Below are 26,789 nucleotides of genomic sequence, written 5' to 3'. Positions count from 1 at the left end.
CAATGAAAAATATGCTCGTGCCGGTTTGCTTGGCCCTGGCTCAGATGATGGTCGTGCAGGTGGCGTCCGCCCAGTCTTCCGGCGAAGTCGACCCGGCGCAGGGCAAGGCGCGGCCCACTGCGCCCACCACCAAGGCGGAACGCGCCGAGGCCCGCAAGGAACGCCGCGCGGACGGCGCCGCTGCCGCACGCGGACCGCAGATGCAGGAAGGCGAGGTCCGCCCGACGACCGCGCCGAAGATGTCGAGGGAAGAGCGCCGGGCCGCGGCGGCCAAGCGTCGCGCGGCGAACCGCGAAGCGATGAAGGCGGGTCAGCTCTCGCGCGGCGGCAGCAACGACGCGCCGGAAAAGCAGAAAAAGCCCTGAAGCTGAGCGGGTGCCTGGCCGGGCCGTCAGGCGCAGGCCTTGGCCGAGCGCAACTGCAGCAAGGCCAGCATCCGCGCCTCCTCCGCGTCCCGCAGGCTCTTGGCGGCGCGCCTGGCAGAGTACGACACGTAGAGCGTGTCGATCGCCTTCTCCCAGCATTGGGCCGTCTGGTGGATGCAGTCGGCACTCCCCGGTTCGGCCGGCACGGTGTATCCGGCCTTGCGGAGGATGTTGGCTTTGTGTTGGGTGCTGAGCATGTGGCCCCCGTCGGTAGTTCAGGAGCACGATAGCCGCGATGCACAATATTTACTATTGGCTACAAGTCGTATCCGGATGTTGGAAAAATCCGTCCTGACAGGGGTTTTTCGCCAAAGACTAAGCCATAAGGATTAGGCCGTGTCTCTCGATTGCCACACCAGGGTGGCGGCGGCCAGGTCTTCGAGCGCGCTTCCGACGGCCTTGAACACGGTGCGCTCCTCGGCGCCGGAGCGGCCCGGGCGCTCTGCGCGGCAAAGGGCGGCGAGGGTGCCGCCGACGTCTTCCGCCCGCAGCGTGCCGGCGGCGATCGCATCGAGCAGGTCGCCGGATTTCTGCAGCGCCTCGTCGGTGTCGACGAAGGTGCGGGCACCCGCAAAGCACTGCGCATCGGCCTCGCGCATGGCCGGAGTGAAACTGCCGATCAAGTCCAGGTGCGAGCCCGGTGCCAGCCATTCGCCGCGCACCAATGGCGAGGTGGCCAGCGTGGCGCAACTCACAATGTCGGCTTGGCGCACGGCCGCTTCCAGGTCGGTGACGGCTCGCGCGTTCCGGCCCTCGGCGCGCCACTGTGCGGCCAGCGTCTCGGCGCCTTCGGCCCGGTGGTTCCACACCCACAATTCGTCGATGGGCCGCACGCTCGCATGCGCGGCGGGAAGCATGCGCGCGATGCGGCCGGTGCCCAGCACCAGCAACCGGCGTGCGTCCTCGCGCGCCAGGAACGACGCGCCCAGCGCCGAGGCCGCCGCAGTGCGGCGCGCAGTGATCTCGTTGCCGTCCATCATCGCCAGCGGCACGCCGGTGTGCGCGTCGTACAGCACATAGGTCGCATGCAGCCCGGGCAGGCCGCGCGCGCTGTTGCCCGGAAAGATGTTGATGGTCTTGATGCCCAGGAAGCCCGCATCGCTCCATGCCGGCATGATGAGCACCGTGCCCCTGTTCCCGCCGCCCGAGGCGGTCTCGATGCCATGCACATGGCGCGGCGGCACCTGCGCTCCGGCAACGAAGGCCGCGTGCAGTGCGGGCACCAGCCGCTCGAAGCTCAGGGGAGCGCGGGTGGCGGCTTCGTCGAAGTGTTTCATGGCGGTTGTCATTGCTGCAGCGGATGTTGTGCGGCCTCGAAGAATGCGGTCAGCGCCTTCCGGTAGGCGCCGCCGTAGCGCAGGGCTGTCATCGGTTCGAGGTGGCCCGCGCCCGGTACTTCGATCAGCCGGCGGGGCTCGCGCGCATCGGCCAGCAGGCGCCTCGAATGCGCGAGCGGAATCACCTGGTCGGCCGTGCCATGGATCAGCAACAGCGGAACGGGCGAAATGGCCGCCACGTACTTCGACGCCGCGTAATCGTCGCTCACCAGCATGCCCGCGCCCCACAGCTTTTCGTTGGCAATCGACGAATAGGAATAGAAGGTCGACTCGACGGCCACCGCTTTCACGCCCGCCCTGTTGCCCGAGCCCATCACCGCGATCGCGTTGGTGCCGCCCAGGCTCTGCCCGAAGAGAAACAGCCGCCCGGGGTCGATGTCGCCGCGTGAGCGCACATAGTTCAGCGCGGCATGGGAGTCCTCGAACACACCCCTGGGCTCCGGCTTGCCTTCGGACTGGCCGTAGCCGCGGTAGTCGAACACGAACACGTTGTAGTCCTGCTTCGGCAGCCAGGCCACGAAGCGCCAGTGCGTGCTCATGTTCTGCGCGTTGCCATGGAAGTGCACCACCGTACCCTTGGCTTCCTTCGGGTTCTGGCGGTTCTCCGCGGGCAGGAACCAGCCGCTCAGGCGCGTGCCGTCGGCACTGGCGAACTGCACGCTCTCGTAGCGCAGGCCCAGCGCGTCGGGTGTTTCGTAGCGCACGCTGTCGGGGTAATAGAACAGCGACTGGACGCAGCCCGCCAGCATGAGCGGCAGCGCACACAGCGCCAGCCTTTTGCACCATCGGCGGACTGAGTGGTTCGTCATGGCTGTTTGCCCGAGGCGGCCGCGCGATTTTCCGCGAGCATGTTGCAGAAGAGGGCGCCCTGCTCGATGGCGTCGTCGAGCGCGACGTGTGTGTGCGGCAGCTTGTCGAACCAGCGGCGTGGCATCGCGCGCTTGGTGCTTTCGCGGTAGTCGAGCCCGAGCATCGCCATCGCGAACGACTTGACGTCGAGCGCCGAGTGGCTGAACGGGCTCTCGCCGGCGAAGCGCATCAGGTACCAGTAGATGAACAGGAAGTCGAAGCCTGCCGGGTAGGCGACGAACACCGGCCGCGCCGGCAGGCCCTTGAGCCAGCTCACGTAGTTCTTCATGGCGTGGGCCGGGTCCTGCAGGTCGGCGCGGCAGGCAGCCCAGGCCTCGGGCTGGGTCTTCCACCATGCGGCAGTCTTCGGATCGGCCTCGGCGCCCGGCAGGGTGTGCAAGTTGGCGCTGAAGGTGGAAATGAGCTGCTTGCCGGCCGTGTAGGCGGCCGAGCCGAAGCTGAGCATCGAGTTCGGCCCGGGAATGGGGCCGTCGGATTCGACGTCCGTGCTTATGTAGATTTCCGACATGGGGCGCTAGTCGATTTCAAGGATGGACCCTACCGAGCGTTCGAGCTCCTCGACCAGCTCCGGGTCCATGTACTTGTAGTCGTCGGGAATGTCGAGCACGTGGATCGGCTTGCCTTCGAGCATCCGCGTGAACTCGGCCACCAGCCGCGACTTGTGTTTTTCTTCCATCACAAGGATGACGTCGGCCCATTCGATGTCGTCGACGGAAACTGCATGCCGCGCATTCGGACTGGTGCCGGCGGAGCGCGTGGAGATCAGCGGGTGCTTGCGCCAGATGCGTTCTGCGGTCGGGCTGCGCCACTGGTTGCGGCTGCAGATGAAGAGGACGTTGCGCATGGGTGCCGGTTCTTTTGGCAGTCGAAAGACGTGCATGTCCTGCCAGCGTCCCGACGAGTTTTCGATCAGCGTGACTTCGGTGCAATTCGCATGCACGGCGCCCGATGCGAAAAGGCGTGCCTCCAATTCGGCAGCCGCCGCGTCCGCATCGAGCGCGTTGCCGTGCGCCACCGACAGATGCGGAATGACACCTTCGTGCTCGCCGCCATACGGCGGGAAATCGGGAAATGCATCCGCGAGCGCCAGTGTCATTTCGATGAAGGGCGCAGCCGGTTCCGGTGCGAGGTACGCGGTTTCGGGAAAGCGCCCGACCTTGCCCAGGGAGAAGTCAAACGAAGGCGTCCGATTCAGAGCCTGCCGCGCGTGCTCCAGCACTTCGGGTGTGATCAGCGCAGGGTCCATGAAAGGAACGAGCACCGTGACGTGCGCCGGTACGCCCAATGCGACGGTCGCGTCGTAGCGGCGGCGCAGGTCCCCGACGAGAGGCTCGGCGGCGGGGACTTTCACGGCGAATGCAGAGATGGCCATCGCGGCGGAGGATAGCTCAGGCGTCGGCGATCCGGCCCCACTCGAGCCCATGCTTGGCGAGGTACTTGCGCAGCCTGTCTGCGTCGTTCACCACGCTGCGCTGCGCGCGTGAGGCCTGGAACAGCTGGCGGCCCGCATCCGACAGGCTGCGCGACTGTCGGCACACGCGCACCACCGCTTCGAGCTGCAACCGATCGAACAGGTCGAGCGCCCCCGCGCGTTCCTCGCCGAGCAGCACATCCAGGTCGACGTCGTTGCCCTCGACCGGTGCAGCGGCACCGGCATGCTTCCACAGCCACCGCAGCCGAGCAATCTCCGCCTCGACCAGCGCCACCGGAATGCGTCCGCCATCGGCCAGCGTCGCCAGCCGCGTCACGCTCGCGGAGAGATCGCGGAAATTGCCGCTCCAGATCGCCTCGCCGCTCTGCGCAAAGCGCAGGTAGACCGCGCGCGCCTCGGCGTTGAAGCGCACCACGCGATGGTTCTCCGCCGCGTGAATCGCCAGCAGGTGGTCGACGTTGGGCTCGATGTCCTCGGGCCGCTGCGCGAGGCCCGGCAGGTCATAGGTCCAGAGGTTGATGCGCGCGAACAGGTCTTCGCGGAAGCGCCCCTCGGCCACGTCGCTGCGCAGGTCGCGGTTGGTGCCGGCGATCAGCTGGAAGTCGCTTTCCACCTCCTTGTCGGCCCCCACGGGGAAGAAGCGCTTCTCCTCGATCGCCTTCAGCAGCATTGCCTGCTCATCAGGCCCGAGCTCGCCGATCTCGTCGAGGAAGAGGGCGCCCTGGTGCGCAGTGCGCAGCAGGCCCGCGCGGTCGGCCGCGGCGCCGGTGAATGAGCCCTTCCTGTGGCCGAACAGTGTCGAGGCCGCACCGTCGCCGCGCAGCGTCGCGCAGTTCACCTCCACGAACGGCCCCGTCATCTGGTGCCGCGCCTGCTTCAGTTCGAACATGCGCCGCGCCAGGAACGACTTGCCCGCACCGGTGGGCCCCACCAGCAGGATCGGCGCGCGCGAGCGCACGGCCACGCGCTCGATCTCGTCGATCAGCGCATTGAAGCGCGCATTGCGCGTGGCGATCCCGCTCTTCAGGAACGCAACCGCATCGCGCTGCTCCGCATCGAAGCGCCGCGCGATCACGTCGTAGCGCGACAGGTCGAGGTCGATCAGCGTGCACTTGCCGGCCTCGCCTTCGCGCTGCTTTTTGGGCGGCGAGGTCTGCGCCAGCACGCCGGGCACCACGCGCGATTCGGACAGCAGGAACATGCAGATCTGCGCCACGTGCGTGCCGGTGGTGATGTGCGTCCAGTACTGCTCGCGCTCGGTATCGAAGGGATAGCCGCGCGCCCAGTCGTACAGGCGCGTGTAGACCTCGCCGAAATCCCACGGGTCCGCGAGATCGATTGGCACGAGGTTGACGGTGGTCTCGGGCGACACCGCGGCGATGTCGGCCTTCACCACCTCGGCCAGCGCCTTGTGCCGCAGCGTGTAGAGCAACTCCAGGCGCGAGACGACCATGTCCTCGTGCTGCGCGAGCGAGACCGTAGGGCGCCACTTGTTCCAGCGGCCCGCGCCCTGGCCGGCGTCGAGCTGGGTGCCTAGGAAGCCGATGACAACTATTGGCTTCATGGATAAAAGGCTAGCTAAATTTATAAAAGAAGATGAATGCTAGCAGGTCGAGCACGGCATGCACCTGCAGGTCGAAAAAAGAATTTCGCTAGTTATATCAACAGCTTGCGAGCTACCACCGCGTGTTTCTTCTTCGTCTTGCGCGGCCTGGCACACCGCCTGCAATAGACAACCCGTCGGATGCAGTTCATCCGCTCGCAGGTGCCGCGTGAATGCGGTCCGGTGCCGCAGGCCAGATCCTGTCTTGGGCTCGCGGTATGCCGCTGTTGAACTGGCTGGCAACTGAACTTGTTTCAGTTCTGCTCATGGTTGAGCACCGTGCTGACCACACGGCGTTGTGGGTTCGATTCCCGCGAAAAACCCTGGCGGTGCTTGCATCGCCATCTGATGGGGCGAAAGCCCCCCGCCCCGGCACACCGGAGCGATGGCGCAAGGCCCTGAAACCTTGCGGCGCGCGACACAGTGCCAAGCGCAGGCGGCTTGCGCACCGCGTGCGTGGCAAGGAATTGCGTGCAGCCATCGACGGCCGGAAAGGTGAGGGCGTTGCAAGTGCAACGAGGGAGGCACCCGCCGGACCGCGCGACCGCTGCACGACAGGCCTTGGCCGCCGCAGTGTCCGCCGCCTGCCCTTTCGAGGGCCTGGATCGAATGACCGTCTGAACGAACGAAACGAATAGCCGAACCGGACGACAAGGAGAAAAAGAATGCTGGGCTTCAACCAATACACCATCAAGAAGAACGAACGCGCGCTGCTGCTGCGCAACGGCGATTTCGAGCAACTGCTCGGCCCGGGAAAGCACCGCGTGTTCGCGGGCTTCGACACCATCCAGCTGCAACGCTTCTCGCTCGCCGAGCCGGTGTTCGAGCACGAGCTGGCCGACTACTTCCTGGCACGCGAGCCTGAGTTGGTCGAACGCGAGTTCGTGCAGGTGTCGCTGGCTGAAACCCAGGTCGGCCTGCGTCATGAAGACGGGGTGCTGGTGCAGATCCTGCCGCCTTCGACCCGCAAGCTGTACTGGCGCGGGCTGCGTGAGCAGCGCATCGACGTGATCGATGTGTCCGCCGATGCGCGCCTGCCGGCCGACCTGCTGGCGAAGCTGCAGAGCGTGGCCCTGCGTCCGCGTGCGGTGCAGGGGCTTGACGGCGTGCTGCTGGTGCAGGTGCCCGAGTTCCATGCCGGCGTGCTGATGCTCGAAGGGCAGATGCAGGCGCTGCTGCCGCCGGGGAACCACGGCTTCTGGCGCTTCAACCGCCAGGTGTCGGTGACCTGCGTGGACCTGCGTTCGCAGATCGCCGAAGTGAGCGGCCAGGAAATCCTGACCCGCGACAAGGTGGGGCTGCGGCTGAACCTGTCGGCGGTGTGGCGCTTCACCGATGTGCGGCGAGCCATGGCGCAGATGCCGAAGCCGGCCGAGCACGTGTACCGCGAGCTGCAGTTCGGCCTGCGCGCCGCGGTCGGCGAGCAAACGCTCGACGCGCTGCTGGAGAACAAGGCAGCCATCGACCAGACGGTGCTGGCGCAGGTGCGCGAGCGGCTGGAGGGTTCGGGCATTGCGCTGGAGAGCGTGGGTGTGAAGGACATCATCCTGCCGGGCGAGATGAAGACCATCCTCGCCCAGGTGGTGGAAGCCGAGAAATCGGCCCAGGCCAACGTGATCCGCCGCCGCGAGGAAACCGCGGCCACGCGCTCGCTGTTGAACACCGCCAAGGTGATGGAGGGCAACCCCGTCGCCTTGCGGATGAAGGAACTCGAAACGCTGGAACGCGTGGCCGAGCGGATCGACAAGATCTCGGTGGTCGGCGGTCTGGACCAGGTGCTCAATGGACTGGTGACGCTTCGGCCGAACGGTTCCTGAGCTATAGCGCCGGGAGAAAGAAGGAGATATGGGCACGCAGGCACAGAAGGGAGCGCCACTGCCAAAAATGTTGATATTGCCGGCAGTCCGGGTAGCACCGGATGCGGCGGGAAAGTCGGTCGACGAGCAAGGTTGAGGATGCAGGTGCTGGCTCCGATGACGGGTCTGTCACTGGCGCGCGTTTCCAATCGTCGACTGGGCCGCTGGATTCAAACACCACGGTCGCCGTATTGATGCGGGTTCGAATCCCGCCGTGTCCACCATTGGTGAGAAAGTACAGAGAGAGAAAGAGAGTTGGAAATGGAAAAGAACTACAACCTGCACGAAGTCGAGAATGGCGTGCCCGTGAAGATGTGGACCCGCGGCGTGCCCGTGGAAGACGAGGCGCGCAAGCAGCTCGAGAACGCGGCCCGCCTGCCCATCGTGTTCAAGCACATCGCGGCCATGCCCGACGTGCACTACGGCATCGGCGCGACCGTGGGCTCGGTGATCCCGACCTTCAAGGCCATCATCCCGGCCGCGGTGGGCGTGGACATCGGCTGCGGAATGATGGCGTGCAAGACCACGCTGCACGCCAACGACCTGCCCGATAACCTGGGCCCGCTGCGTTCGGCGATCGAGAAGGCCGTGCCGCACGGCTCGAACCCCAAGCGCATGGGCCGCGACAAGGGCTCGTGGGAGACGCCTCCCAACGAAACCGACGCGGCCTGGGCCGGGCTGGTGGACGAGTTCGACGCGATCTGCGAGGACTACCCGCGCCTGAAGAACACCAACAACCACAAGCACCTGGGAACGCTGGGTACGGGCAACCACTTCATCGAGGTATGCCTGGACGAGGCTGGGTCCGTGTGGTTCATGCTGCACTCGGGTTCGCGCGGCGTGGGCAATGCCATCGGCACGCACTTCATCGAACTCGCGAAGAAGGATGCCGAGCTGCACCAGCGCAACCTGCCCGACCAGGATCTGGCGTACTTCGAGGAAGGCGCCAGGTACTTCGGCGACTACGTGCGTGCGGTGGGCTGGGCCCAGAAGTTCGCGCGAGCGAACCGCGAAGTGATGATGCAGCGCGTGGTCGCGGCCGTGCGCAGGGTCATCACCAAGCCCTTCGAGGCACACGTGGAAGCGGTGAACTGCCACCACAACTACGTGAGCCGCGAGACGCACTTCGGCGAAGACGTGCTCGTGACCCGCAAGGGCGCGGTGAGCGCGAAAGCCGGCGAGCTGGGGATCATCCCCGGCAGCATGGGCGCGAAGAGCTTCATCGTGCGCGGAAAGGGCAACCCCGAGAGCTTCATGAGCTGCAGCCACGGCGCCGGTCGGAAGATGAGCCGTACCAAAGCGAAGAAGCTCTTCACCATCGCCGACCAGATCGCCGCGACCGAAGGCGTGGAATGCCGAAAGGACGCCGACGTGATCGACGAGATCCCGATGGCCTACAAGGACATCGACGCGGTGATGGAGGCGCAGAAGGACCTGGTGGAGGTGGTCTACACGCTCAAGCAGGTCGTATGCGTGAAGGGGTGAGAACGAGGCCGATCGGCGGCCTCGTGGGGGCGGTGTTGTAGGAGGAAGGGTCTGGGCCCGCTTTCGCAACACCGTACGTATTGCGAAGGTTTGAAAGATGAAGAAAAGCAACAAGCAACGCCGCGCCGAAATCAAGGCGCGTCGCTTCGAACGCGCGGCTGCGTCGGCTGCACGTCTGCGCTTGCCGGATGTCCGCCTGCCGCGGCCGGCCTTCGCATTTGCGATCGGCTGCGAGCCGGTGGATCGGCTCGTCCTGCGGAAGTACAACAACACCTACGGATTGCTGCCGGACTTCTATGTTGCGCGTCCCTTCACCTGCCGCGATTGCGGGGCCGAAGAACTGTGGACGGCGAAGCAGCAGAAGTGGTGGTACGAAGTGGTGCACGGACATATCGACAGCCGCGCCGTGCGATGCCTGGCATGCCGCCGCGCGCGACGCGAGCGCCTGTTGAATGCGGCACCGGGTGCAAACCTCCTGCGCGAGCAGACGCATCGTCTTCGCGCGTTGGGCGCGGTGAAACCGAATGCGCGAGCCGTGGCCGAAGTCGATGCCGCGCTTGAAAGCAAATGGTGGAGCCTGCGCGTCGTGGCGATCCAGACGATGGGCCGCTGGGGAGGCGCGGAGAATCTCGAAAGGCTCAACGCATTCATGGCGGCCCGTCCGGAAGGCGGGCGCCGGTACTTCAGTTGGGCACGGGTCGCCGCGGACGCCGCGAAGAGCGCATTGATGCGCAGGGAGTGATTGAGATGATGATGAAGCTGACTTTCCTGGGAACCTCCTCCGGCACCCCCACGCGCCACCGCAACGTCTCGGGCCTCGCGGTGCAGACGGTGCTCGGCGCCGACTGGTTCCTGGTCGACTGCGGCGAAGGCACGCAGCATCGCGTGCTGCAAACGCCGCTGTCGCTGAACGACCTGGCCGCCGTCTGCATCACGCATGTGCACGGCGACCACTGCTATGGCCTGCCGGGGTTGCTCGCGAGCGCGGGCATGAACAAGCGCACGAAGCCGCTGAAGCTGATCGCGCCGCTGCCGGTGTGGGAGTGGTTCGAAGCCACGCGCCAACTGACCGACCTGCACCTGCCCTACGAGGTGGAGCACGTCGACCTGGAGAACCAGGCGCTGGTGTACGAAGCGCCTGGCGTGCGCATCGAGCGCCACCTGCTGCGGCATCGCGTACCGAGCCACGCCTATCGCGTGCAGGTCGAGACGCGGCGCGTGCGGCTGAAGGCCGATGCGCTGCGGGCCGCCGGCCTTCCGCCCGGCCCCGCATGGCGCGCGCTGCAGACCGGCGAGGACGTGCCCTTCAACGGCGATGTGCTGCGCAGTGCCGACTACACGGAAACGCAGGTCGACACGGCCGTCGCCGTGCTGGGCGGCGACAACGCAGAGCCCGCGCTGCTGCGCGACGCCTGTCAGGGTGCGCAGCTGCTGGTGCACGAGGCCACCTTCACGCAGGATGCGCTCGACAAGGTCGGCCCCGGGCCGATGCACAGTTCCGCGCGCATGCTGGCCGAGTTCGCGCAAGCCGTGGAGGTGCCGAACCTGGTCCTCACGCATTTCAGCGCACGCCACCAGAACGAAGAGGGCATGGCCGCATTGATGACGGAGGCGCAGGCGCACTACCGCGGGCATGCGTTCCTGGCCAACGACCTGGACGTTTACGAACTCGACAGTGCCGGCAACGTGGCCGTCACCCGAGCCTGATGAGAGAAGAAGAAAAGAAGAAAGTCATGAACACTGAAAAGGAATTCCTGCGCTCCGCCCACCCCATCGAGCCCGCCATGCGCGCGCAGATCATGGACGCCCTGCGCGACATCGAAGCGAAGAACGACGTGAGCGTGCTGTTCGCCTGCGAATCCGGCAGCCGCGGCTGGGGCTTTGCTTCACCCGACAGCGACTACGACGTGCGCTTCATCTACGTCAACCGGCTGCCGTGGTACCTCACGGTGCAGCCGCGCCGCGACGTGATCGAGGTGCCGATCAGCGGCGACCTCGACATCAATGGCTGGGATCTGCGCAAGGCGCTGGGCCTCATGCGCGAGTCGAACCCGACGCTGCTCGAGTGGCTGCGCTCGCCCATCGTGTACCGCGACGACATGGTGGCGATGCCGCGTTTCCGCGCGCTGTCGGAGGCGGTGTTCTCCAACGCGCGCGGCTGGCACCACTACAGCTCTATGGCGAAGAAGAATTTCCGCGAGCATCTGCAGGCCGGCGAGGTGCGCTACAAGAAGTATCTCTACGTGCTGCGCCCGCTGCTGGCCGCGCGCTGGATCCGCTCGCAGCCCGGCGTGCCGCCGATGCGCTTCGCCGACCTGGCGCAGCGCACGCTCGATGCGGCACGCGACGCCACGCTGATCGACGAGATCAACGCGCTGCTCGAGGTGAAGATGCGCGCCGCAGAGGCCGCGACCAGCCCGCGCTGGCCCGGCATCCATGCGTTCATCGAGTCGGAGCTGGCGGCCAACGCGGCCGAGCCGGTCACGCCGCTGCCGCAGGCCGAAGAGGCCGGCCTCGACGCGTTCCTGCACGAGACGGTGCTGCGCTTCGACAAACAAGAACAGGGGGCTGCGCATGGTTGACCTCGACGGCTCGCTGGGCGAGGGCGGCGGCCAGATCCTGCGCACCAGCCTCGCGCTGTCGGCGGCCACGGGCCAGCCGCTGTCCATCGAGAAGATCCGTGCCGGCCGCGCCAAGCCGGGCCTGATGCGCCAGCACCTCGCGTGCGTGAACGCGGCCGCTGAAATCAGCGGCGCGAAGGTGGAGGGCGCGCAGCTCGGCTCGCAGTCGCTGCGCTTCGCGCCCGGCCCGGTGCGCGCGGGCGAGTACCGCTTTTCGATCGCCAGCGCGGGCAGCTGCATGCTGGTGCTGCAGACCGTGCTGCCGCCGCTGCTGCTCGCCGGTGCGGCCAGCCGCGTGCACCTGAGCGGTGGCACGCACAACCCGATGGCACCGCCGTTCCATTTCCTGGAGCGCGCCTTCGCGCCATTGGTGCGCCGGCTGGGCGCCGACCTGCAGCTGACGCTGCGCCGCTGCGGCTTCTATCCGGCCGGTGGTGGCGAGGCAGAGGCGACGATCGTTCCTGCGGCCGGCGCGCTGCAGCCCTTCGACCTGATGGCGCGCGGCGAACATCGGTCGAGCCATGCCGAATGCCTGGCGCCCGGGCTGCCGCGCCATGTGCCGACGCGCGAGCTCGACACGCTGGGCGGCGCGATGGGCTGGTCCGGCGAACAGCTGCGTTTCGGCACTGCGCGCCAGAACGAAGGCCCCGGCAACGCGTTGCTGGCGACGCTGGCGTACGAGCACGTCACCGAGGTGTTCACGGCCTTCGGGGAGAAGTCGCTGAGCGCCGAGCAGGTGGCGCATGGCTTGGTGAAGGAGCTGCGCGAATTCCAGAAGAGCGAGGCCGCGGTCGGCCCGCATCTCGCGGATCAGCTGGCGCTGCTGCTGGCGCTCGCCGCTTGGCAGGGCAAGAAGGCCTGCGCCTTCACCTGCAGCGAGGTGACGGAGCACACGCGCACCAACTGCGCGGTGATCGAGCGCTTCCTGCCGGTGCGCTTCGCGATCGACGAAAGCCGCCAGATCTGCACGGTGCGGGTCTCGCCGGCCTGAGGAGGAGCTTCTCGATCGGGTAAGCGGAAAAGTCCTTTCCACTCCTGTTGTTGAATGGGGAGCGGCCCGGCGGGATACTCGCGCGATGGGCAGCCGGCACCGGTTGCCTCATGAACATTCGAGAGACAGCAAAGCCATGACCATCCCCTCGTTCGTCTACAACAGCGTCCCGCAGCGCGTGGTGTTCGGCGCCGGTTCGCTGCAGCACCTGGCGCGCGAGATCGATGCGCTCGGTGCGCGCCGGGCGCTCGTGCTGTCCACGCCCGAGCAGCGCCCGCAGGCCGAGCGCGTGGCCGATATGCTCGGCAGCCATGCGGCCGGTGTGTTCGATCGCGCCGTGATGCACGTGCCCATCGAGACCGCGCGCGAGGCGCGCGAGGTGGCGGCCCGGCTGGGCGCGGATTGCGCCGTGGCCATCGGCGGTGGTTCGACCACCGGGCTGGGCAAGGCCATTGCGCTCGATTCGGGCCTGCCGATCCTCGCCATCCCAACCACCTACGCGGGCTCCGAGATGACGCCGATCTACGGCATCACGGAAGCCGGCATGAAGAAGACGGGCAAGGACTTCAGGGTGCTGCCGCGCACGGTGATCTACGATCCCGAGCTGTCTTCGAGCCTGCCCGTGGGCATCAGCGTGACCAGCGGCATCAACGCCATCGCGCATGCGGCAGAAGGGCTCTACGCGGTCGATTCGAATCCGATCATGCACCTGATGGCGCAGGAAGGCATTGCCGCACTGGGCCGCGCGTTGCCCGCCATCCGCGCCACGCCACACGATCCGGGCGCCCGCAGCGATGCGCTTTACGGCGCATGGCTCTGCGGCACGGTGCTCGGCAACGTCGGCATGGCGCTGCACCACAAGCTGTGCCACACGCTGGGGGGCAGCTTCAACCTGCCGCACGCCGAGACCCACACCATCGTGCTGCCGCACGCACTTGCCTACAACGCCGAGGCGGCGCCGCAGGCCATGGCGCGCATCGCGAAGGCACTGGGGGGGAGCAGCGCCGCGCAGGCCGTGTACGACCTCGCGCGCGACAACGGCGCGCCGGTCGCGCTGCGCGACATCGGCATGAAGGAATCGGACCTCGACCTGGCCTGCGAGCACGCGCTCAAGAACCAGTATCCCAATCCGCGCCCGCTGGAGCGCGCTGCGATCCGCTCCTTGCTGCAGGACGCCTGGGAAGGTGCGCGGCCCTGAGCCGGCGGAGCAGGGCCGCGCTGCTGTTTACAGGCCGGCCTGGCGCGTGAACGAAACCGTCGGCTTCTTGTAGGCCGAGGGCACTTCGTCGCGGTAGAAGGCGCGGCGATCGAGGCTTTGCAGCGGGTTGTGCGCGGCGGCCACGGCCTGGTCGCGCACGGCGCTGCGGTCGAGCGTGGAGTTGACGGCCACGGTGCCTTCGGCGGCGCTGTCCGAGTAGCGGTTGCCCTCGTGCGCGGCGGCAATGGCTTCGGCCTTCACGTCGGCACGGCTGGCGAACGGGATGATGGCCTGCACGCCTTCGTAGCTTTCGGCATGTGCGCCGGCAGCGCCCAGCAGGGCGAGAGCGGCGGCGGAAGCGGCGATGAATTGCCTGGTGTTCATGAGAGTCCCTTTGGATGTCTGTGTGGGCGGCGGACATTCGTCGTTGCCACGAGATGCAGTGTGAAACCGCATCGTGGTTCGCGCTGTGCGTTTGCGCACCGCTTTCGGCGATCAAGCAGGTGCGCGGAGCACTTCGAGCGGTTCGGAGCGGCCGCGCACGGTGAGCGTTTCGACTGCGCCCATCGCATCCGCTGCGCCGGCTTGCTCGGCCGCGAACAGCGACACGACGAGGCGCGATGCCGCGGTCTTCGAGTGGTCCTGCAGCCGGCTCGCGGTGTTGACCACTTCGCCGATGGCGGTGAAGGTCGTGGTCTCCAGGTAGCCCACTTCACCCACCGCGGCCCGGCCTGCATGCAGCCCCATGCCGAACTCCAGACGTTGGCCGAATTGCGCCTCGAAGCCTTCGCTCCATGCGTCCATGCGCTGGCCGATCAGTTCGGTGGCGCGCAGCGCCTGCCTGCAGGCGGTGGGAAGGTCGCACTCGAGCCCGAAGATCGCCATCACGCTGTCGCCGATGAACTGGTTGGGCACGCCGCCGCTCTCGCGCACGGCTGCACCCACGGTGGCGAAGTAGCGGTCGAGCACGTAGGCCAGGTCGAAGGGCCACTGCCGCTCCGACAGGCCCGACCAGCGCCGCAGGTCGACGAACAGGATCGCCACGTCGCGCTCGCGCCCGAAGCTGCCGACCGGCGCGGGCCGGCCTTCGTTGGGCAGCGGCGCGAACAGCGGCGTGACCTCGATGTCGCCGCGTGGGCGCAGCTGGCAGGCCAGGCGCACGTCGGCCGGTGCGCGCACGCGTTCGAGCGTGCGCTGCTCGTCGCGGCCGGGCTCGCCGATGTGCTCGGCCTGGCCGGCCACGCGCACGCGGCAGGTCGAGCAGCGCGCACGTCCGCCGCAGATCGAGACGTGTGCGATGCCGTGTGAGCGGCTTGCCTCCAGCACGCTCCAGCCGCGCGGCACCTGCACCGTGCGACCGGGATAGCGCAGCGCCACGGACGGCTGCCGCGACCAGCGTGCCAAGCCGTTGCGTCCCCAGCGCGCCGCGAGCAGCGCGACCAACGCCAGGCCGTAGAACCACTTGATGCCGCCTTCGGCCGCATTGAGCGCCCTGCCCTGCGCGGGCGTCGGCAGCGTGACCGGCGGCACGCCGGTCCACTGGAACTCGCGCCCCATCGACACGAAGCCCATCGCCGCCGTCAGCGGCAGCGCCACCGCAACGGCCAGCAGCAGATGGGAGAAGCGCCGCCAGGCCGGTTTCACCCGCAGCGCGAAGTGCAGGCCCAGGCAGCCGTGGACCCAGGCCGCGAGCATCATCACGAGCTGTGCGGCCGCGCCTTGCCAGTCCCACAACCCCCAGACCACACGCACGTACGAGCCTTCGATGCCATAGGCCAGGTAGGCGCCGCGCATGGCCGTGAGGTGCGTGGCCAGCAGCAGCGGCAGCGCGAAGCCGAGCAGCACGCGCAGGCCTTCGAGCGGCGGCATGCGCAGCGTGCGGCGCTCCCACAGGGCGACCACGGCCAGCGCCAGGTGCACGGCGGCCGCGCCATACAGCAGTACCGTGCCCGGCAGGCTGTGCCAGAACTTCTGCACGCCACGCAGCACGGTCTCGGCCGCGGCAAAGGAATAGATGCCCAGCGAATGGTTCAGCAGGTGCGCCGTGACGTAGGCCATCAGCACCAGCCCGCTCGCCCAGCGGAGATTGCGCCGTGTCGGCGGTCTCAGCGGAAAAATGGGGCCCGAAGGGGTGCGGAGGGAACGTCTGTCCATGAACGGGTTCGAAGCGGCACCCGAGCATAATGCGCGCGCCCCCACCGACCCCCGGCATGGCCAAACCTGAACCTTCCTCTCCCCGCTCCAGCCTTGCACTGCGCCAGATCGCACTGCTCGGAGGCCTTTCCGATCGGCGCCTGGACCTGCTGGCCCAGCAATGCCTGTGGCACAGCGTGGAGGCCGGCAAGCCCTTGCTGCTGCGCGCCGAGCAGCAGGGCGAGGTGTTCCTGCTGGTGTCGGGCCGGGTGCGGGTGACGACCTATTCGGCCAACGGCCGGCAGGTCACCTTCCGCGATTCCGAAGCCGGCGAGCACTTCGGCGATATCGCCGCCATCGACGGCGGCCCGCGCTCCGCCGACGTGGTCACGCTGGAGCCCAGCGTGGTCGCCAGCCTCGACCGCGCCGCCTTCATGGCCCTGCTGCGCGATGAACCGCTGGTGGCCGAGCGGGTGATGCTGAGGCTGGCGTCATTGGTGCGCCAGCTGTCGGAGCGCGTCATCGACCTGAGCACCCTCGGCGTGCAGAACCGGCTGCATGCCGAACTGCTGCGCCTGGCCCGCGCAGCCGGTGTCGAGGACAACCAGGCTCGGCTCGACCCGGCGCCCAGGCACGCGGCGCTGGCGAGCCAGATCAGTACCAACCGCGAGCAGGTGACGCGCGAGCTCAACGTGCTGGTGCGCAGCGGCGTGCTGCGCAAGGACGACAAGGCGCTGCTGGTGGTGGCCGACGTGGCCCGCCTCGAAGCCATGGTCTCGCAGGTCAGGGGCGATTAGTGCTCTCCCCCAGGGCTTCGCGCACTTTGTGCCGCAGCGCCAACCCCCTTCCGGGGGCAATACCGGCGGCCCGGCAAAGCCGGTTCCGCGGTATTCCACGAATGATTCGCGGGTTTGCTCAGTTCCAGCGGCCGTTGCGTCCGCCGACGGAGAAGCTGCCGGCGCCCAGCAGCACCACCGTCAGCGCGCCGAACAGGTACAGGCCTTGCAGTTCCAGTGCCCAGCCGCCCTGCTTGGTCATTGCGAACAGGTCGGCCATGTGCACGAGGCCGAAGGCCACCAGCATGTTGATGACCACCACGGCGGCCGCAGCGCGAGTGAAGACGCCGGCAATCATCAGCAGCGGCGCGGCGATCTCGCCCACGTACACGAGGTAGGCCAGCCCGCCCGGCAGGCCGGCCTTGGCCAGCATGCCGCCGATGAAACCCACGCCGGCCGACAGCTTGAAGATGCCGTGCAGCAGCACCAGGAAGCCGACCGTCACGCGGATCAGCAGCTTGCCGGAATCGTCCAGCGTGGAGGGAGAGAGAGCAGACAGCGGCGATGCGATCGGCGCATGCGCTGTGTTGGCGGCCTGGGTGTTCATGGCTGGTCCTTGGAAATGGAGGACCGCCGCGGAATGCGACGGTTGCGGTTCCAGTGTGCGGAGCTGCCGAAAACCCGGATGTGCGTTTACGCACATGTTTTGGCGGAAAGGCCCGTCAGCGCATGCCGAAGTGCCCGGTCCATTTCCGCTCGTACTCCATCTTTGCGAAGTGCGCGGCCATGAAGTCGATGAAGCTGCGCACCTTCGCCGACAGGTGCTTGCGGCTGGGATACGCGAGGTTGATCGTCAGGTGCGGCAGGTCCCAGTCTTCCAGCGTAGGTACCAGCCGGCCGGCCACGATGTCTTCGTACACGATGTAGGTCGGCTGCACGAGGATGCCCATGCCGTCGAGCGCAGCGGCGCGCAGCACCTGGCCGTCGTTCGATTCGAGCAGCCCCGTGACCGGCACCGTGTGCGTTTCCCCGTCCCGGCTGAAGCGCAGCTCGTTCGGGTTGTTGGCATGGGTGTAGATCAGCAGCTTGTGCTGCTTCAGCTCGTCCAGCGTCTTCGGAAAGCCATGCTGCGCGAAGTAGCGCGGCGAGGCCGCGAGGATGCGCCGCGTCTCGCCGAGCCGGCGAATCGTCACGTTGGAGTCGGGTTCGTACTCGCGCGTGCGGATCGCCACGTCGATGTTGTTGTCGATCAGGTCGAAGTAGCGGTTGGCGGCTTCCACGTGCACCCTCACGCCGGGGTAGCGCTGGGTGTACTCGCGCAGCAGCGGCGCGATGTGGTGGACCGAGAACGAGAGCGAGGCCGTGACGCGCAGCGTGCCCGTCGGGTTGAGCGCGGTGGCGTTCACCGTCGATTCGGCATCCGACAGGTCGGCCAGGATGGTGCGGGCGCGGGCGCAGAACTCGCGGCCGGTGTCGGTCAGGTACAGGCGGCGGGTATTGCGCTCGACCAGCCGCGCGCCGAGCCGGGCTTCGAGGGCGCCCAGGTGGCGGCTCGCGGCGGCGTTCGACAGGCCCAGCGTCTCGGCCGCGCGGCTCAGGCTGCCGGCATCGGCGATCTGCACGAGCAGGGCGATTTCGGTCCAGCGGTCCATGGGCGTTGTTTCCGGGGCTTGTCTTTGGTCGGGCCGGGCGATTTTGGCGCAGGGCGGGCGCGACCGTTCCGCTGGCCGGAAAAATCATTTGCGCCCAGGTGCTTTCAGCGCAGCGGTGCGCGGCCTACAGTGCGTCGTATCCGACGACCAGACCCCATGGAGACAACCACGATGCGCAACCTCGACCAGGACAACATCACCCAGGCCGTGCTCGCGCGCTTCGCCGACACGCCCGACCCGCGCCTGCACGAGATCATGACCAGCCTTGTGCAGCACCTGCACGCCTTCGCGCGCGAGGTGAAGCTCACCGAGGAAGAATGGTTCCAGGGCATCCAGTACCTGACCGCCACCGGCCAGAAGTGCGACGACAAGCGGCAGGAGTTCATCCTGCTGTCGGATGTGCTGGGCCTGTCGATGCTCACCATCGCGATGAACAACGACAAGCCGGCGGGCTGCACCGAGGCCACCGTGTTCGGCCCCTTCTACTTCGACGGCGCGCCAGAGTACGAGCACGGCGACGACGTGGCCAACGGCGCCGAGGGCGAACCCTGCGATGTGTTCGCCACGGTGCGCGGCCTCGATGGCGAGCCGGTGCCCAACGCCGTGGTCGACGTGTGGCAGGCCGACGCGGGCGGCCACTACGACGTGCAGCACCCCGGACTCGACCACGCCGAGAACCGCGGCACGCTGCGCACCGGGCCCGATGGCTCGCTGCATTTCCGCAGCGTGGTGGCGGTGGCGTATCCGATCCCGGTCGACGGCCCCGTGGGCGACCTGCTGCGTGCCACCAGGCGCCACCCGTGGCGGCCCGCGCACCTGCATTTCAAGATCGAGGCGCCGGGCTACGAGCGGCTCATCACCCATGTGTTCCGCGACGGCGACGAGTGGCTCGACTCCGACGCGGTGTTCGCGGTGCGCCAGTCGCTGGTGGCGCCATGGACGAAGCAGGCCAACGGCCGCTGGCGGCTCGATTTCGATTTCGTTCTCAACCCGCTGAAGCAGCCCGCCTGACCAGGCTGCGCCCCGTCCTGCTACGCTCGCGAAGCCTGCCACCCGGCAGGCTTTTTTCTGCGCTTTCCCTTCCCATGGCCTTTCCCCTGATCACCGACCCGTATTTCTACGCGGTCGCCATTCCCGCCGTGCTGCTGCTCGGCATCAGCAAGAGCGGCTTCGGCGCGGGCTTCGGCTCGCTCGCGGTGCCGATGATGGCGCTGGCCGTCACGGTGCCGCAGGCGGCGGCCATCCTGATGCCGCTGTTGCTGCTGATGGACGTGCTGGGCATTGCCGCATTCAGGCGCGACTTCGACCGCTCGCTGCTCAAGTTCCTGATTCCGTTCGGGCTGCTGGGCACGGTGATCGGCACGCTGTTGTTTCGCGCGCTGCCGGCGCACACGGTGGCGGGCATCGTGGGCGTGTTCACGCTGCTGTTCCTGGCGCAGCGGCTGCTGTTTCCGCCGAAGCCCGACGACCCGCTGCCTTCGCGCGGCGTGGGTGCGGTGCTGACCACGGTGTCGGGCTTCACCAGCTTCATCGCGCATGCGGGCGGGCCGCCTATCAACGCTTACGTCATCCCGCTGCGGCTCTCTCCGGTGATCTTCACGGCCACCATGGCCTATTTCTTCTTCGTGGTGAATCTCAGCAAGTGGATTCCCTATGCGTGGCTCGGCCTGCTCGACTTCCGCACGCTGGCCACGTCGCTGGTGCTGATGCCGATCGCTCCCTTGGGCGTGTGGGTCGGCATCCGCATTGCGCGGCGCATCGATGCGACGTGGTTCTATCGCTTCGTGTACCTGGGGATGCTGCTGACGGGCCTGAAGCTCGTCTATGACGGGTTCATTGGCTAACCCCCAGGCTTCGCGCACTTCGTGTCGCTGCGCCACCCCCTTGCAGGGGGCAACACCTGCGGCCCGGCAAAGCCGGTTCCGCGGTGTTCCCGAAAGGGGTCAAAACTCGACTATGGACTTGAAGCCGCCGAAGATCATCCGCTTCGCGTCGAAGGGCATCGTCTTCGGGTCCATCGCCGTGATGCGCGGGTCGGTCATCACCTTCGCGTTCACCGTGTCGCGGTGCTTGCGCGATTTGTAGGTGATCCACGAGAAGGCCACCGTCTCATCGGGCTTCTGTTTCACGCTCTGCGGAAACGAGGTCAGCTTGCCGGGCTTCACGTCGTCGGCGATGCATTCCACGTATTCGAGCGCGCCGTATTCCATCCAGACCTTGCCGGCCTTGCGCGCGAGCTTGCGGTAGGCCTCTACGTTCGCGGTGGGAACGGCGACGATGAAGCCGTCTACATAACGAGCCATGAGTGTTCTCCTGAACAAAGAGTGGAAGCGTTGGAGAAAGAAAACCGGCGGTTGCGGCATGGCATGCGGATGTTCACGACGCCGTGCCGCCCGCGGTGCCACGGGGTGCTGCTTCTTCGTTGTTCTGCGCCTGCCCCGGCATGGCGGTGCGAAGCAGCAGGGCCCCGATCAAACCCGCCGCCGCCGCGAACACGGCACCGACGAGAAACGCAAGGTTGTAGCCCCCGGTGAGTGCCAGCGGCATCTGCGCACCGGCGGCTTCCATCGATGCGGAGCGCGCGGCCGCGGCGCTGGCCAGCACGGCCAGGCCCAGCGCGCCGCCCATCATGAACGAGGTGTTGACCACGCCCGAGGCCAGGCCCGAATCGGCCGGGCTCACCTCGCTCATGGCCGCCAGCAGCACCGGGTTGAAGGCCATGCCCGCGCCGAGGCCCAGCAGCATCATGCCGGGCAGCACGTCGACCACGAAGCTGCCGTTGACCGGCGCGCGCGCGAACAGCGCCAGCCCGACGGCCGCGAGCCAGAGCCCGGCCGCCAGCGGTTTGCGGATGCCGAAGCGCATCACGATCTTCGCGGAGAGGCCGAGCGAGAACACCGCCATGATCACGTTGGCCGGCAGGAAGGCCAGCCCGATCTGCATCGGCGTGTAGTTCAGCACCAGCTGCATGTAGAGCGCCGAGATGAAGAACCACGCGAACATGGCCGCGGCCCACAGCACGCCGACCACGTTGGCCACCGACACGCTGCGCAGCTTGAACAGGCCCAGCGGCATCAGCGGATGCTGCACGCGCGACTCGATGGCGATGAAGATCGCGAGCAGCACCACGGCCGCGCCGAGCAGGCCGAGCGTCTGCGTGGAACCCCAGCCCGCCTCGTTGCCGTTGACCACGCCGTACACGGCGAGCATCAGCGACAGCGTGACGGTGACGGCGCCGGCCACGTCGAGCTTCTCGCCGTGCGCATGGCCGCGCGCGCTGGGCAGCAGCGCCACGCACAGCGCGTACACGGCCACGCCGATCGGCAGGTTGACCAAGAAGATCCAGTGCCAGCTCAGCGTGCTTGTGAGCAGCCCGCCCAGCAGCACGCCGATGCTGCCGCCGCCCGCGCAGACGAAGCCGTACACGCCCATTGCCTTGGCGCGGTCGGCCGGCTCGGTGAAGAGATTCATGATCAGCGAGAGCGACACCGCCGAGACCACCGCGCCGCCCAGGCCCTGCACCGCGCGCGACGCCACCAGCAGGCCCTGCGAGGTCGAGACCCCGCAGGCCAGCGATGCCAGCGTGAACAGCACCAGGCCCGCGAGGAACACGCGGCGGTGGCCGTACAGGTCGCCGAGCCGGCCGCCCAGCAGCAGGAAGCCGCCGAAGGTCAGCATGTAGGCATTCACCACCCAGACCAGCGAGGTCTCGGTGAAGCCGAGGTCGGTGCGGATCGAGGGCAGTGCCACGTTCACGATGGTGGTGTCGAGCACGATCATCAGGACGCCGAGGCACAGCACCATCAATGCGAGCCAGCGCTTGCGGCTGTCGAGTTGGTTGGTCATGGGAAGCGGGTTTCTTGAAGTAGGAAGGGGACGGCTCAGACCAGCGGCTTGCCGCCGTTGATGAGCCACGGAGTGCCGAAGCGGTCGGTCACCATGCCGAAGCCTTCGACCCAGAAGGTCTTCTCGAAGGGCATTCCGACGTGGCCGCCTTCGGCGAAGGCGTCGAACACGCGGCGGGCCTCGGCCACGGTCTCGATGGTCAGCGCGACGCCGAAGCCCTTCATGCCTTCGTACGGCTGGCCGGGCATGGAGTCGGAGGCCATGAGGATGCCCTGGCCGTAGGCGAGCGAGGCATGCATGATGCGCTTCTTCGCCTCGGGCGGGAACTGCTCCGTGTCGGGCGCTTCGCCGACGGTCATCATCATCTGCATGGTGCCGCCCAGCGTCTTCTCGTAGAAGCGCATGGCCTCGGCTGCGTTGCCGTCGAAGGTGAGGTAGGCGTGGATGTGGGGCATGATTTTTCCTTTCGGGAATTACTTTTCGGTGGCGGTCTTCAGGTTGGCGAGGCCCGTCTCGAAGTCCTTGCCGATCATCTGGTCCATGTTGAAGAAGATGCCCATGAGCTTGGCGACATAGGGGCTCGGGCCGTACATGGCCCAGGTGACCTGCGTTGCATTGCCCTGGGGCTGCAGCGTGAATTCAGCGGTGTTGTGGCCCTCGAAGGGCTTGATGAAGTCGAGCTTGATCGCGACCTTCGACGAAGGCGCCGACCCCACGATCTCCATGCGGCCCGCGCCGGCCTTGTCGTTGCCCTCCCAGGCATAGGTCGCGCCCTTGCCGTTCGCACTGCCGCCGAAGCTGCGCTTCATGGCGGGGTCGAGCTTCTCGTAGGGCGACCATGCGTTCCAGCGGTGGAAGTCGTCGATCAGCGGAAAGATCTTCTCGGCCGGTGCCTCGATGCGCGCGGTGCGCTCGACGCGGAAGGTGTCGGGCCGGGTGGCCGCGAAGATCAGCAGCGCGGCGATCGCGAGCACGACGACGAGGGCGATTTTCTTGAGCATGGCGGGGCTTTCGGGAGATCGGCTGTGCGAGCGAGTGCGATCAGCCCGCGTGCGCGACCACCAGCAGCCAGCCCACGCCGAAGCGGTCGGTCAGCATGCCGAAGTTCGAGGTGAAGAAGGTCGGGATCAGCGGCTGCGTGACCTGCCCGCCCTCGGACAGCGCGTTGAACCACTTGACGACTTCGGTGTCGGTCTTGGCGGTGAGCGCGAGCATGATGCCCTCGAACTTCGCCTGGCCGGAGCAGCGGCCGTCCGAGGCCATCAGCTCGGTGTCGCCGATGCGGAACACCGCGTGCATCACCTTGCTGGCGTCGGGCATCGCGCCGCCGCAACTGGCGTCCGCGTTGCCCGAAGGGGCTCCGGCAGGCGCTTCGCTGTAGCGCATGAGCTGTACGACCTCGGCGCCGAGCGCCTTCTTGTAGAAGCCGAGCGCTTCGTCGCATCGGCCTTCGAACGAGAGGTAAGACTGGACTTTCATGGCGGTTCCTTTGAATTGGAGAGGTGATTCGGGAAGCCCCCGGTGTCATGGGCCGCAAACAATCGGATTACCTTGTGTACACCGTCCACAAAGAATAGCAGGGATAATGGACAGTGTCCACATGGAAATGAAATGAAGCTCAACAACGTCCCCGAGAGCCTGCCTCCCGCCCGCAGCACCTACCGGCACGGCGACCTGCGGCGGGCGCTGCTCGACGCAGGCATCGAACTGGCGCGCGACGGCGGCCCGGGTGCGGTGGTGCTGCGCGAAGCCACGCGGCGTGCGGGGGTCGTGCCGAACGCGGCGTACCGGCACTTCGGCAGCCGGCAGGAGCTTTTGCTGGCGGTGCGCGCGGCCGCGCTGGCCGCGGCTGCGATCGCGATGGAGAAAGAACTGGCAGTGCTGCCTTGCGATCAGCCTCCGGCCGATTTCGCGCGCGCACAGCTGCGCGCCATCGGCACGGCCTATCTGCGCTTCGCGCAGGCCGAGCCCGGTTTGTTCCGCACGGCATTCGTGTTTTCCGATGAAGGCAGCGGTGAACTCGGCGCCGGGAAAGCCGGCGCGAGCGGGCTGGACCCGTTCCAGCTGCTGGGCAAGGCCATCGACCGGCTGGCGGACGCGGGCGTGCTCGACCCGGCGCGGCGCCCGAATGCCGAATACCTCGCATGGAGCGCGGTGCATGGGCTGGCGCTGCTCATCATCGACGGGCCGCTGCGCGGCATGGATGCCGAGGCGGCCCATGCGCTCGGACAGCAAGTGATCGATATGGTCGGGCGAGGTCTCTGAAGCCTCGGAGGCCTTGGAAGCCTAGAGATAGATCTTCTGCAGCAGCCTGATCAGCGTCTCGCGCTCGCGGGAGGTGAGCCTGGCGCTGGCGTCGGCTTCCAGTTGCACCACGGTCTGTTCGGCCTCGCGGATCAGCGTTTCGCCGGCGGCCGTGAGGTGCAGGCCGACGGCGCGGCCGTCGTGCGGGTGGGGACGGCGTTCGATGAGGCCCCGGCTGTCCAGCGTGGCCACCAGGCTCACGAGGTTCGGCGGCAGGATGTCCAGCGTGTTGCACAGCTGCCGCGACGTGGCGCCCGGGTTGTGCGCCAGCAGCGAGAGCACCGAGAAATCGATCTGCTTGAGGCCGTAGGGCGCCATGCGCTCCGCGAAGAAGGCGCTGACGATCAGCCATGCCCGGCGGGCGTTGTAGCCGACCAGCGTTTCGAGCATGCGGGCATCGAGCCGCTCAGGCCTGCCCTGCGGCGCCGCGGCCTGCTCGCCTTTCGCGGAGACGGATTTCGAGGAGGAAGCCATGGGACTAGAGCGTAACCGTCTGCGTGCGTACGGGGTGCCTACCGTGCGACACCTTGCGTTTACGCCGCTTGGGTGTGCGCCGCGGCCTCGCAGGCCCGCTTGACGATGCCCAGCCGCATCTCGAACTCGGGCAGCACCCAGCGGCGGAAGGCGCCGGCCGTGCGCGCCCGTGCGGCGTCTTGCGGGGCGGCGGCCTCGATGCGGGCCCAGGCCCACGCCATCATCGCGAGCATCGTCACGCGCAAGTAGTCGTCGGCTATTTCGTACGGCAGCACGGTGTCGGCTTGCGCCGCAATCGCCACCGTGGTGCCCAGGTAGCGCAGCTGCGCCAGCCGGCGCTGCGCGTCGGCATCGGCTTCACGCGAGGCATCGAGCATGTCGCGCAGCTCGAGCAGCACGGCCGACATGGCGGCGCCGCCGTCGGGCAGCACCTTGCGCACCAACAGATCGATGGCCTGGATCTCGTTGGTGCCCTCGTAGATCATGGTCACGCGCGCATCGCGCACGATCTGCTCGATGCCCCATTCGCGAACGTAGCCGTGGCCGCCGAACACCTGCAGGCATTCGCTCGCGCCGTGGAAGGCTTGCTGGGTGCATGCGGCCTTGAGCACCGGCGTGACGAACGCGCACCAGCGCTGCGCTTGTTCGCGGGCCTTGGGATCGGCGTCGTGCGTGGCCACGTCGAGCATCAGCGCGCTGCGGTAGGCGAGGGTGCGCGCGCCGTCGATCCAGGCGCGCTGCGTGTCGAGGATGCGGCGCACCGCGGGGTGCTCGGCGATCAGGTCGGCGGGCTCGCCGCCGCGGCTGGCAGGCACGGGGCCGGGCGCGCGCATCTGGCGGCGTTCGGCGGCGTAGGTGTCGGCCTTCTGCCATGCGGCGTCGAGCAGGCCGATGCCCTGCAGCGCCACGTGCAGGCGCGCGGAATTCATCATCACGAACATCGCGGCCAAACCGCGGCCGGGCTCGCCGACCAGCCAGCCGACGGCATCGTCGAAGCGCATCGTGCAGGTGGGGCTGCCGTGCAGGCCCATCTTTTCCTCGATGCGCTCGCAGAGCACCGCATTGCGGGAGCCGTCTGGCAGCAGCTTGGGCACGAGCACCAGCGACAGTCCCTTGGGGCCGGCAGGCGCATCGGGCAAGCGGCACAGCACGAGGTGCACGATGTTCGGCGTCAGGTCGTGTTCGCCGCCGGAAATGAAGATCTTGCCGCCGTTCACCCGCAGGCTGCCATCGGCCTGCGGCACGGCGCGCGTGCGCACCTGGCCCAGGTCGCTGCCCGCATGCGCCTCGGTGAGGCACATCGTGGCGAGCCATTCGCCGGTGGCGATCTTCGGCAGGTAGCGTTGCTTCAGTTCGTCGCTGCCATGGTGCTTGAGGCAGGCATACGCGCCGTGCAACAGGCCGGGCGCCATCGTCAGGCCGTGGTTGGCGGCGGCCAGCCATTCGTAGAGCACGGCTTCGAGCACCGCGGGCAGGCCCTGGCCGCCGTCTTCTGGCGCGGCCGACAACGCAGGCCAGCCGCCATCGACGAAGGCCTGGTACGCCTCGCGAAAGCCTGGAGGCGAAACGACCTCGCCGTCGGCGAAGCGGCATCCGATTTCGTCGCCGCCACGGTTGATGGGCGCCACCACTTCGCCGACGAAGCGGCCCGCTTCTTCGAGCACCTGCGACTGCAGCGCCTCGTCGACTTCTGCAAAGGGCGCGAGCGCGGCCAGGCGCGCGGGCACATCGAGCACGGCATTGAGCAGAAAACGAACGTCTTCGGGGCGGGGTTGATAGTCCATCG

The 26,789-nt window shown here is 67.5% G+C and carries 29 protein-coding genes and 1 pseudogene; 12 read left to right on the top strand and 18 right to left on the bottom strand.

Translation table 11 applies throughout. The features are described from left to right. Positions 1-2 precede the first annotated feature (2 nt). On the top strand, positions 3-365 hold the full coding sequence (locus tag ACCC97_RS15405; RefSeq protein ID WP_056595274.1) for a hypothetical protein: 363 nt from the start codon (positions 3-5) through the stop codon (positions 363-365). Positions 366-391: 26 nt separating this feature from the next. On the opposite strand, the gene ACCC97_RS15400 is transcribed toward ACCC97_RS15405, so the two are convergent. The 7 genes and pseudogenes from ACCC97_RS15400 to rtcR all read right to left on the bottom strand — a co-directional run bounded on the left by ACCC97_RS15400 (position 392) and on the right by rtcR (position 5,628). Continuing rightward, positions 392-622 carry a hypothetical protein gene (locus ACCC97_RS15400; RefSeq protein WP_413315762.1) on the bottom strand — a complete coding sequence of 77 codons (231 nt, stop codon included), beginning with the start codon at positions 620-622 and terminating at the stop codon, positions 392-394. Between the two features lie 132 nt (positions 623-754). Then, the gene (locus tag ACCC97_RS15395) at positions 755-1,702 is read right to left on the bottom strand and encodes an ornithine cyclodeaminase family protein (protein ID WP_413333652.1); all 948 of its coding nucleotides are present in this window, start codon (positions 1,700-1,702) and stop codon (positions 755-757) included. Between the two features lie 8 nt (positions 1,703-1,710). Then, complete coding sequence (locus tag ACCC97_RS15390; protein WP_413333651.1) at positions 1,711-2,571, bottom strand: alpha/beta hydrolase; 861 nt, start codon at positions 2,569-2,571, stop codon at positions 1,711-1,713. Further along, on the bottom strand, positions 2,568-3,140 hold the full coding sequence (locus ACCC97_RS15385; RefSeq protein WP_413333650.1) for an exonuclease: 573 nt from the start codon (positions 3,138-3,140) through the stop codon (positions 2,568-2,570). The genes ACCC97_RS15390 and ACCC97_RS15385 overlap by 4 nt, the downstream gene beginning before the upstream one ends. Before the next feature lie 6 nt (positions 3,141-3,146). Continuing rightward, positions 3,147-3,476, bottom strand: coding sequence for a low molecular weight protein tyrosine phosphatase family protein (locus ACCC97_RS15380; protein WP_042673875.1), 330 nt, complete (start codon positions 3,474-3,476; stop codon positions 3,147-3,149). Between the two features lie 63 nt (positions 3,477-3,539). Beyond that, a pseudogene (locus tag ACCC97_RS15375) lies at positions 3,540-4,004 on the bottom strand (2'-5' RNA ligase family protein); the annotation flags it as partial. A gap of 16 nt (positions 4,005-4,020) precedes the next feature. Beyond that, on the bottom strand, positions 4,021-5,628 hold the full coding sequence (gene rtcR, locus ACCC97_RS15370) for an RNA repair transcriptional activator RtcR (protein WP_413333648.1): 1,608 nt from the start codon (positions 5,626-5,628) through the stop codon (positions 4,021-4,023). A gap of 704 nt (positions 5,629-6,332) precedes the next feature. Between rtcR and ACCC97_RS15365 the strand changes: the two genes are divergently transcribed. The 7 genes from ACCC97_RS15365 to ACCC97_RS15335 all read left to right on the top strand — a co-directional run bounded on the left by ACCC97_RS15365 (position 6,333) and on the right by ACCC97_RS15335 (position 13,818). Beyond that, positions 6,333-7,484: a slipin family protein gene (locus ACCC97_RS15365; protein WP_413333647.1), complete on the top strand. Its 1,152-nt coding sequence runs from the start codon at positions 6,333-6,335 to the stop codon at positions 7,482-7,484. Positions 7,485-7,784: 300 nt separating this feature from the next. Next, positions 7,785-9,008 (top strand): RtcB family protein, encoded by a 1,224-nt coding sequence (locus ACCC97_RS15360; RefSeq protein WP_007836187.1) that lies wholly within the window; start codon positions 7,785-7,787, stop codon positions 9,006-9,008. 97 nt (positions 9,009-9,105) lie between these two features. Further along, positions 9,106-9,750 carry a zinc-ribbon domain containing protein gene (locus tag ACCC97_RS15355; protein ID WP_413333645.1) on the top strand — a complete coding sequence of 215 codons (645 nt, stop codon included), beginning with the start codon at positions 9,106-9,108 and terminating at the stop codon, positions 9,748-9,750. 5 nt (positions 9,751-9,755) lie between these two features. Then, entirely contained in the window at positions 9,756-10,715 is a 960-nt protein-coding gene (locus ACCC97_RS15350; RefSeq protein ID WP_413333643.1) for a ribonuclease Z, read from the top strand. Positions 10,716-10,741: 26 nt separating this feature from the next. Then, positions 10,742-11,590, top strand: coding sequence for a nucleotidyltransferase domain-containing protein (locus ACCC97_RS15345; RefSeq protein ID WP_413333642.1), 849 nt, complete (start codon positions 10,742-10,744; stop codon positions 11,588-11,590). Then, on the top strand, positions 11,583-12,620 hold the full coding sequence (gene rtcA, locus ACCC97_RS15340; RefSeq protein ID WP_413333640.1) for an RNA 3'-terminal phosphate cyclase: 1,038 nt from the start codon (positions 11,583-11,585) through the stop codon (positions 12,618-12,620). Before ACCC97_RS15345 ends, rtcA begins: the two co-directional genes overlap by 8 nt. Positions 12,621-12,756: 136 nt before the next feature. Then, positions 12,757-13,818, top strand: coding sequence for a maleylacetate reductase (locus ACCC97_RS15335; protein WP_413333638.1), 1,062 nt, complete (start codon positions 12,757-12,759; stop codon positions 13,816-13,818). A gap of 27 nt (positions 13,819-13,845) precedes the next feature. Here the strand turns inward: ACCC97_RS15335 and ACCC97_RS15330 are convergent, their stop codons facing one another. Beyond that, positions 13,846-14,202, bottom strand: coding sequence for an alpha/beta hydrolase (locus tag ACCC97_RS15330; protein ID WP_413333637.1), 357 nt, complete (start codon positions 14,200-14,202; stop codon positions 13,846-13,848). Positions 14,203-14,313: 111 nt separating this feature from the next. Next, a complete protein-coding gene (locus tag ACCC97_RS15325) occupies positions 14,314-15,972 on the bottom strand; it encodes an adenylate/guanylate cyclase domain-containing protein (protein WP_413333635.1) in 1,659 nt (552 codons plus the stop codon). Positions 15,973-16,001: 29 nt separating this feature from the next. On the opposite strand from ACCC97_RS15325, the gene ACCC97_RS15320 reads away from it, so the two are divergent. Continuing rightward, entirely contained in the window at positions 16,002-16,748 is a 747-nt protein-coding gene (locus ACCC97_RS15320) for a Crp/Fnr family transcriptional regulator (RefSeq protein ID WP_413333633.1), read from the top strand. Between the two features lie 118 nt (positions 16,749-16,866). On the opposite strand, the gene ACCC97_RS15315 is transcribed toward ACCC97_RS15320, so the two are convergent. Further along, positions 16,867-17,334, bottom strand: coding sequence for a DoxX family protein (locus ACCC97_RS15315; RefSeq protein ID WP_413333631.1), 468 nt, complete (start codon positions 17,332-17,334; stop codon positions 16,867-16,869). Positions 17,335-17,449: 115 nt separating this feature from the next. Then, the gene (locus ACCC97_RS15310) at positions 17,450-18,379 is read right to left on the bottom strand and encodes a LysR family transcriptional regulator (protein ID WP_007833147.1); all 930 of its coding nucleotides are present in this window, start codon (positions 18,377-18,379) and stop codon (positions 17,450-17,452) included. A 171-nt stretch (positions 18,380-18,550) separates the two neighbouring features. On the opposite strand from ACCC97_RS15310, the gene ACCC97_RS15305 reads away from it, so the two are divergent. Continuing rightward, positions 18,551-19,390 carry an intradiol ring-cleavage dioxygenase gene (locus ACCC97_RS15305; protein ID WP_007833148.1) on the top strand — a complete coding sequence of 280 codons (840 nt, stop codon included), beginning with the start codon at positions 18,551-18,553 and terminating at the stop codon, positions 19,388-19,390. A gap of 74 nt (positions 19,391-19,464) precedes the next feature. Then, on the top strand, positions 19,465-20,223 hold the full coding sequence (locus ACCC97_RS15300) for a sulfite exporter TauE/SafE family protein (protein ID WP_413333629.1): 759 nt from the start codon (positions 19,465-19,467) through the stop codon (positions 20,221-20,223). A gap of 99 nt (positions 20,224-20,322) precedes the next feature. On the opposite strand, the gene ACCC97_RS15295 is transcribed toward ACCC97_RS15300, so the two are convergent. The 5 genes from ACCC97_RS15295 to ACCC97_RS15275 form a co-directional block, all read right to left on the bottom strand. Next, positions 20,323-20,682 carry a DUF1428 domain-containing protein gene (locus ACCC97_RS15295; RefSeq protein WP_413333627.1) on the bottom strand — a complete coding sequence of 120 codons (360 nt, stop codon included), beginning with the start codon at positions 20,680-20,682 and terminating at the stop codon, positions 20,323-20,325. A gap of 73 nt (positions 20,683-20,755) precedes the next feature. Then, a complete protein-coding gene (locus ACCC97_RS15290) occupies positions 20,756-22,225 on the bottom strand; it encodes a DHA2 family efflux MFS transporter permease subunit (protein ID WP_413333625.1) in 1,470 nt (489 codons plus the stop codon). Positions 22,226-22,260: 35 nt separating this feature from the next. After that, a complete protein-coding gene (locus ACCC97_RS15285; RefSeq protein WP_007833153.1) occupies positions 22,261-22,680 on the bottom strand; it encodes a VOC family protein in 420 nt (139 codons plus the stop codon). Positions 22,681-22,698: 18 nt separating this feature from the next. Continuing rightward, the gene (locus ACCC97_RS15280) at positions 22,699-23,226 is read right to left on the bottom strand and encodes an SRPBCC family protein (protein ID WP_413333623.1); all 528 of its coding nucleotides are present in this window, start codon (positions 23,224-23,226) and stop codon (positions 22,699-22,701) included. 40 nt (positions 23,227-23,266) lie between these two features. Further along, positions 23,267-23,704 (bottom strand): VOC family protein, encoded by a 438-nt coding sequence (locus tag ACCC97_RS15275; RefSeq protein WP_413333621.1) that lies wholly within the window; start codon positions 23,702-23,704, stop codon positions 23,267-23,269. Between the two features lie 132 nt (positions 23,705-23,836). Here ACCC97_RS15275 and ACCC97_RS15270 point away from each other — a divergent pair, with 132 nt between their 5' ends. After that, a complete protein-coding gene (locus ACCC97_RS15270) occupies positions 23,837-24,490 on the top strand; it encodes a TetR/AcrR family transcriptional regulator (RefSeq protein ID WP_007833156.1) in 654 nt (217 codons plus the stop codon). Positions 24,491-24,511: 21 nt separating this feature from the next. Here ACCC97_RS15270 and ACCC97_RS15265 read toward each other — a convergent pair whose 3' ends face one another. Both ACCC97_RS15265 and ACCC97_RS15260 read right to left on the bottom strand, forming a co-directional pair. After that, on the bottom strand, positions 24,512-25,003 hold the full coding sequence (locus ACCC97_RS15265; RefSeq protein WP_007833157.1) for a MarR family winged helix-turn-helix transcriptional regulator: 492 nt from the start codon (positions 25,001-25,003) through the stop codon (positions 24,512-24,514). A 59-nt stretch (positions 25,004-25,062) separates the two neighbouring features. Then, on the bottom strand, positions 25,063-26,787 hold the full coding sequence (locus ACCC97_RS15260) for an acyl-CoA dehydrogenase family protein (RefSeq protein WP_413333619.1): 1,725 nt from the start codon (positions 26,785-26,787) through the stop codon (positions 25,063-25,065). Positions 26,788-26,789: the final 2 nt, after the last annotated feature.

Source organism: Variovorax sp. Varisp85, from assembly GCF_047304045.1.
GTDB lineage: Bacteria > Pseudomonadota > Gammaproteobacteria > Burkholderiales > Burkholderiaceae_C > Variovorax.
Note: the sequence above shows the minus strand (reverse complement) of the source record. Positions and strands in the feature narration are given on the sequence as shown.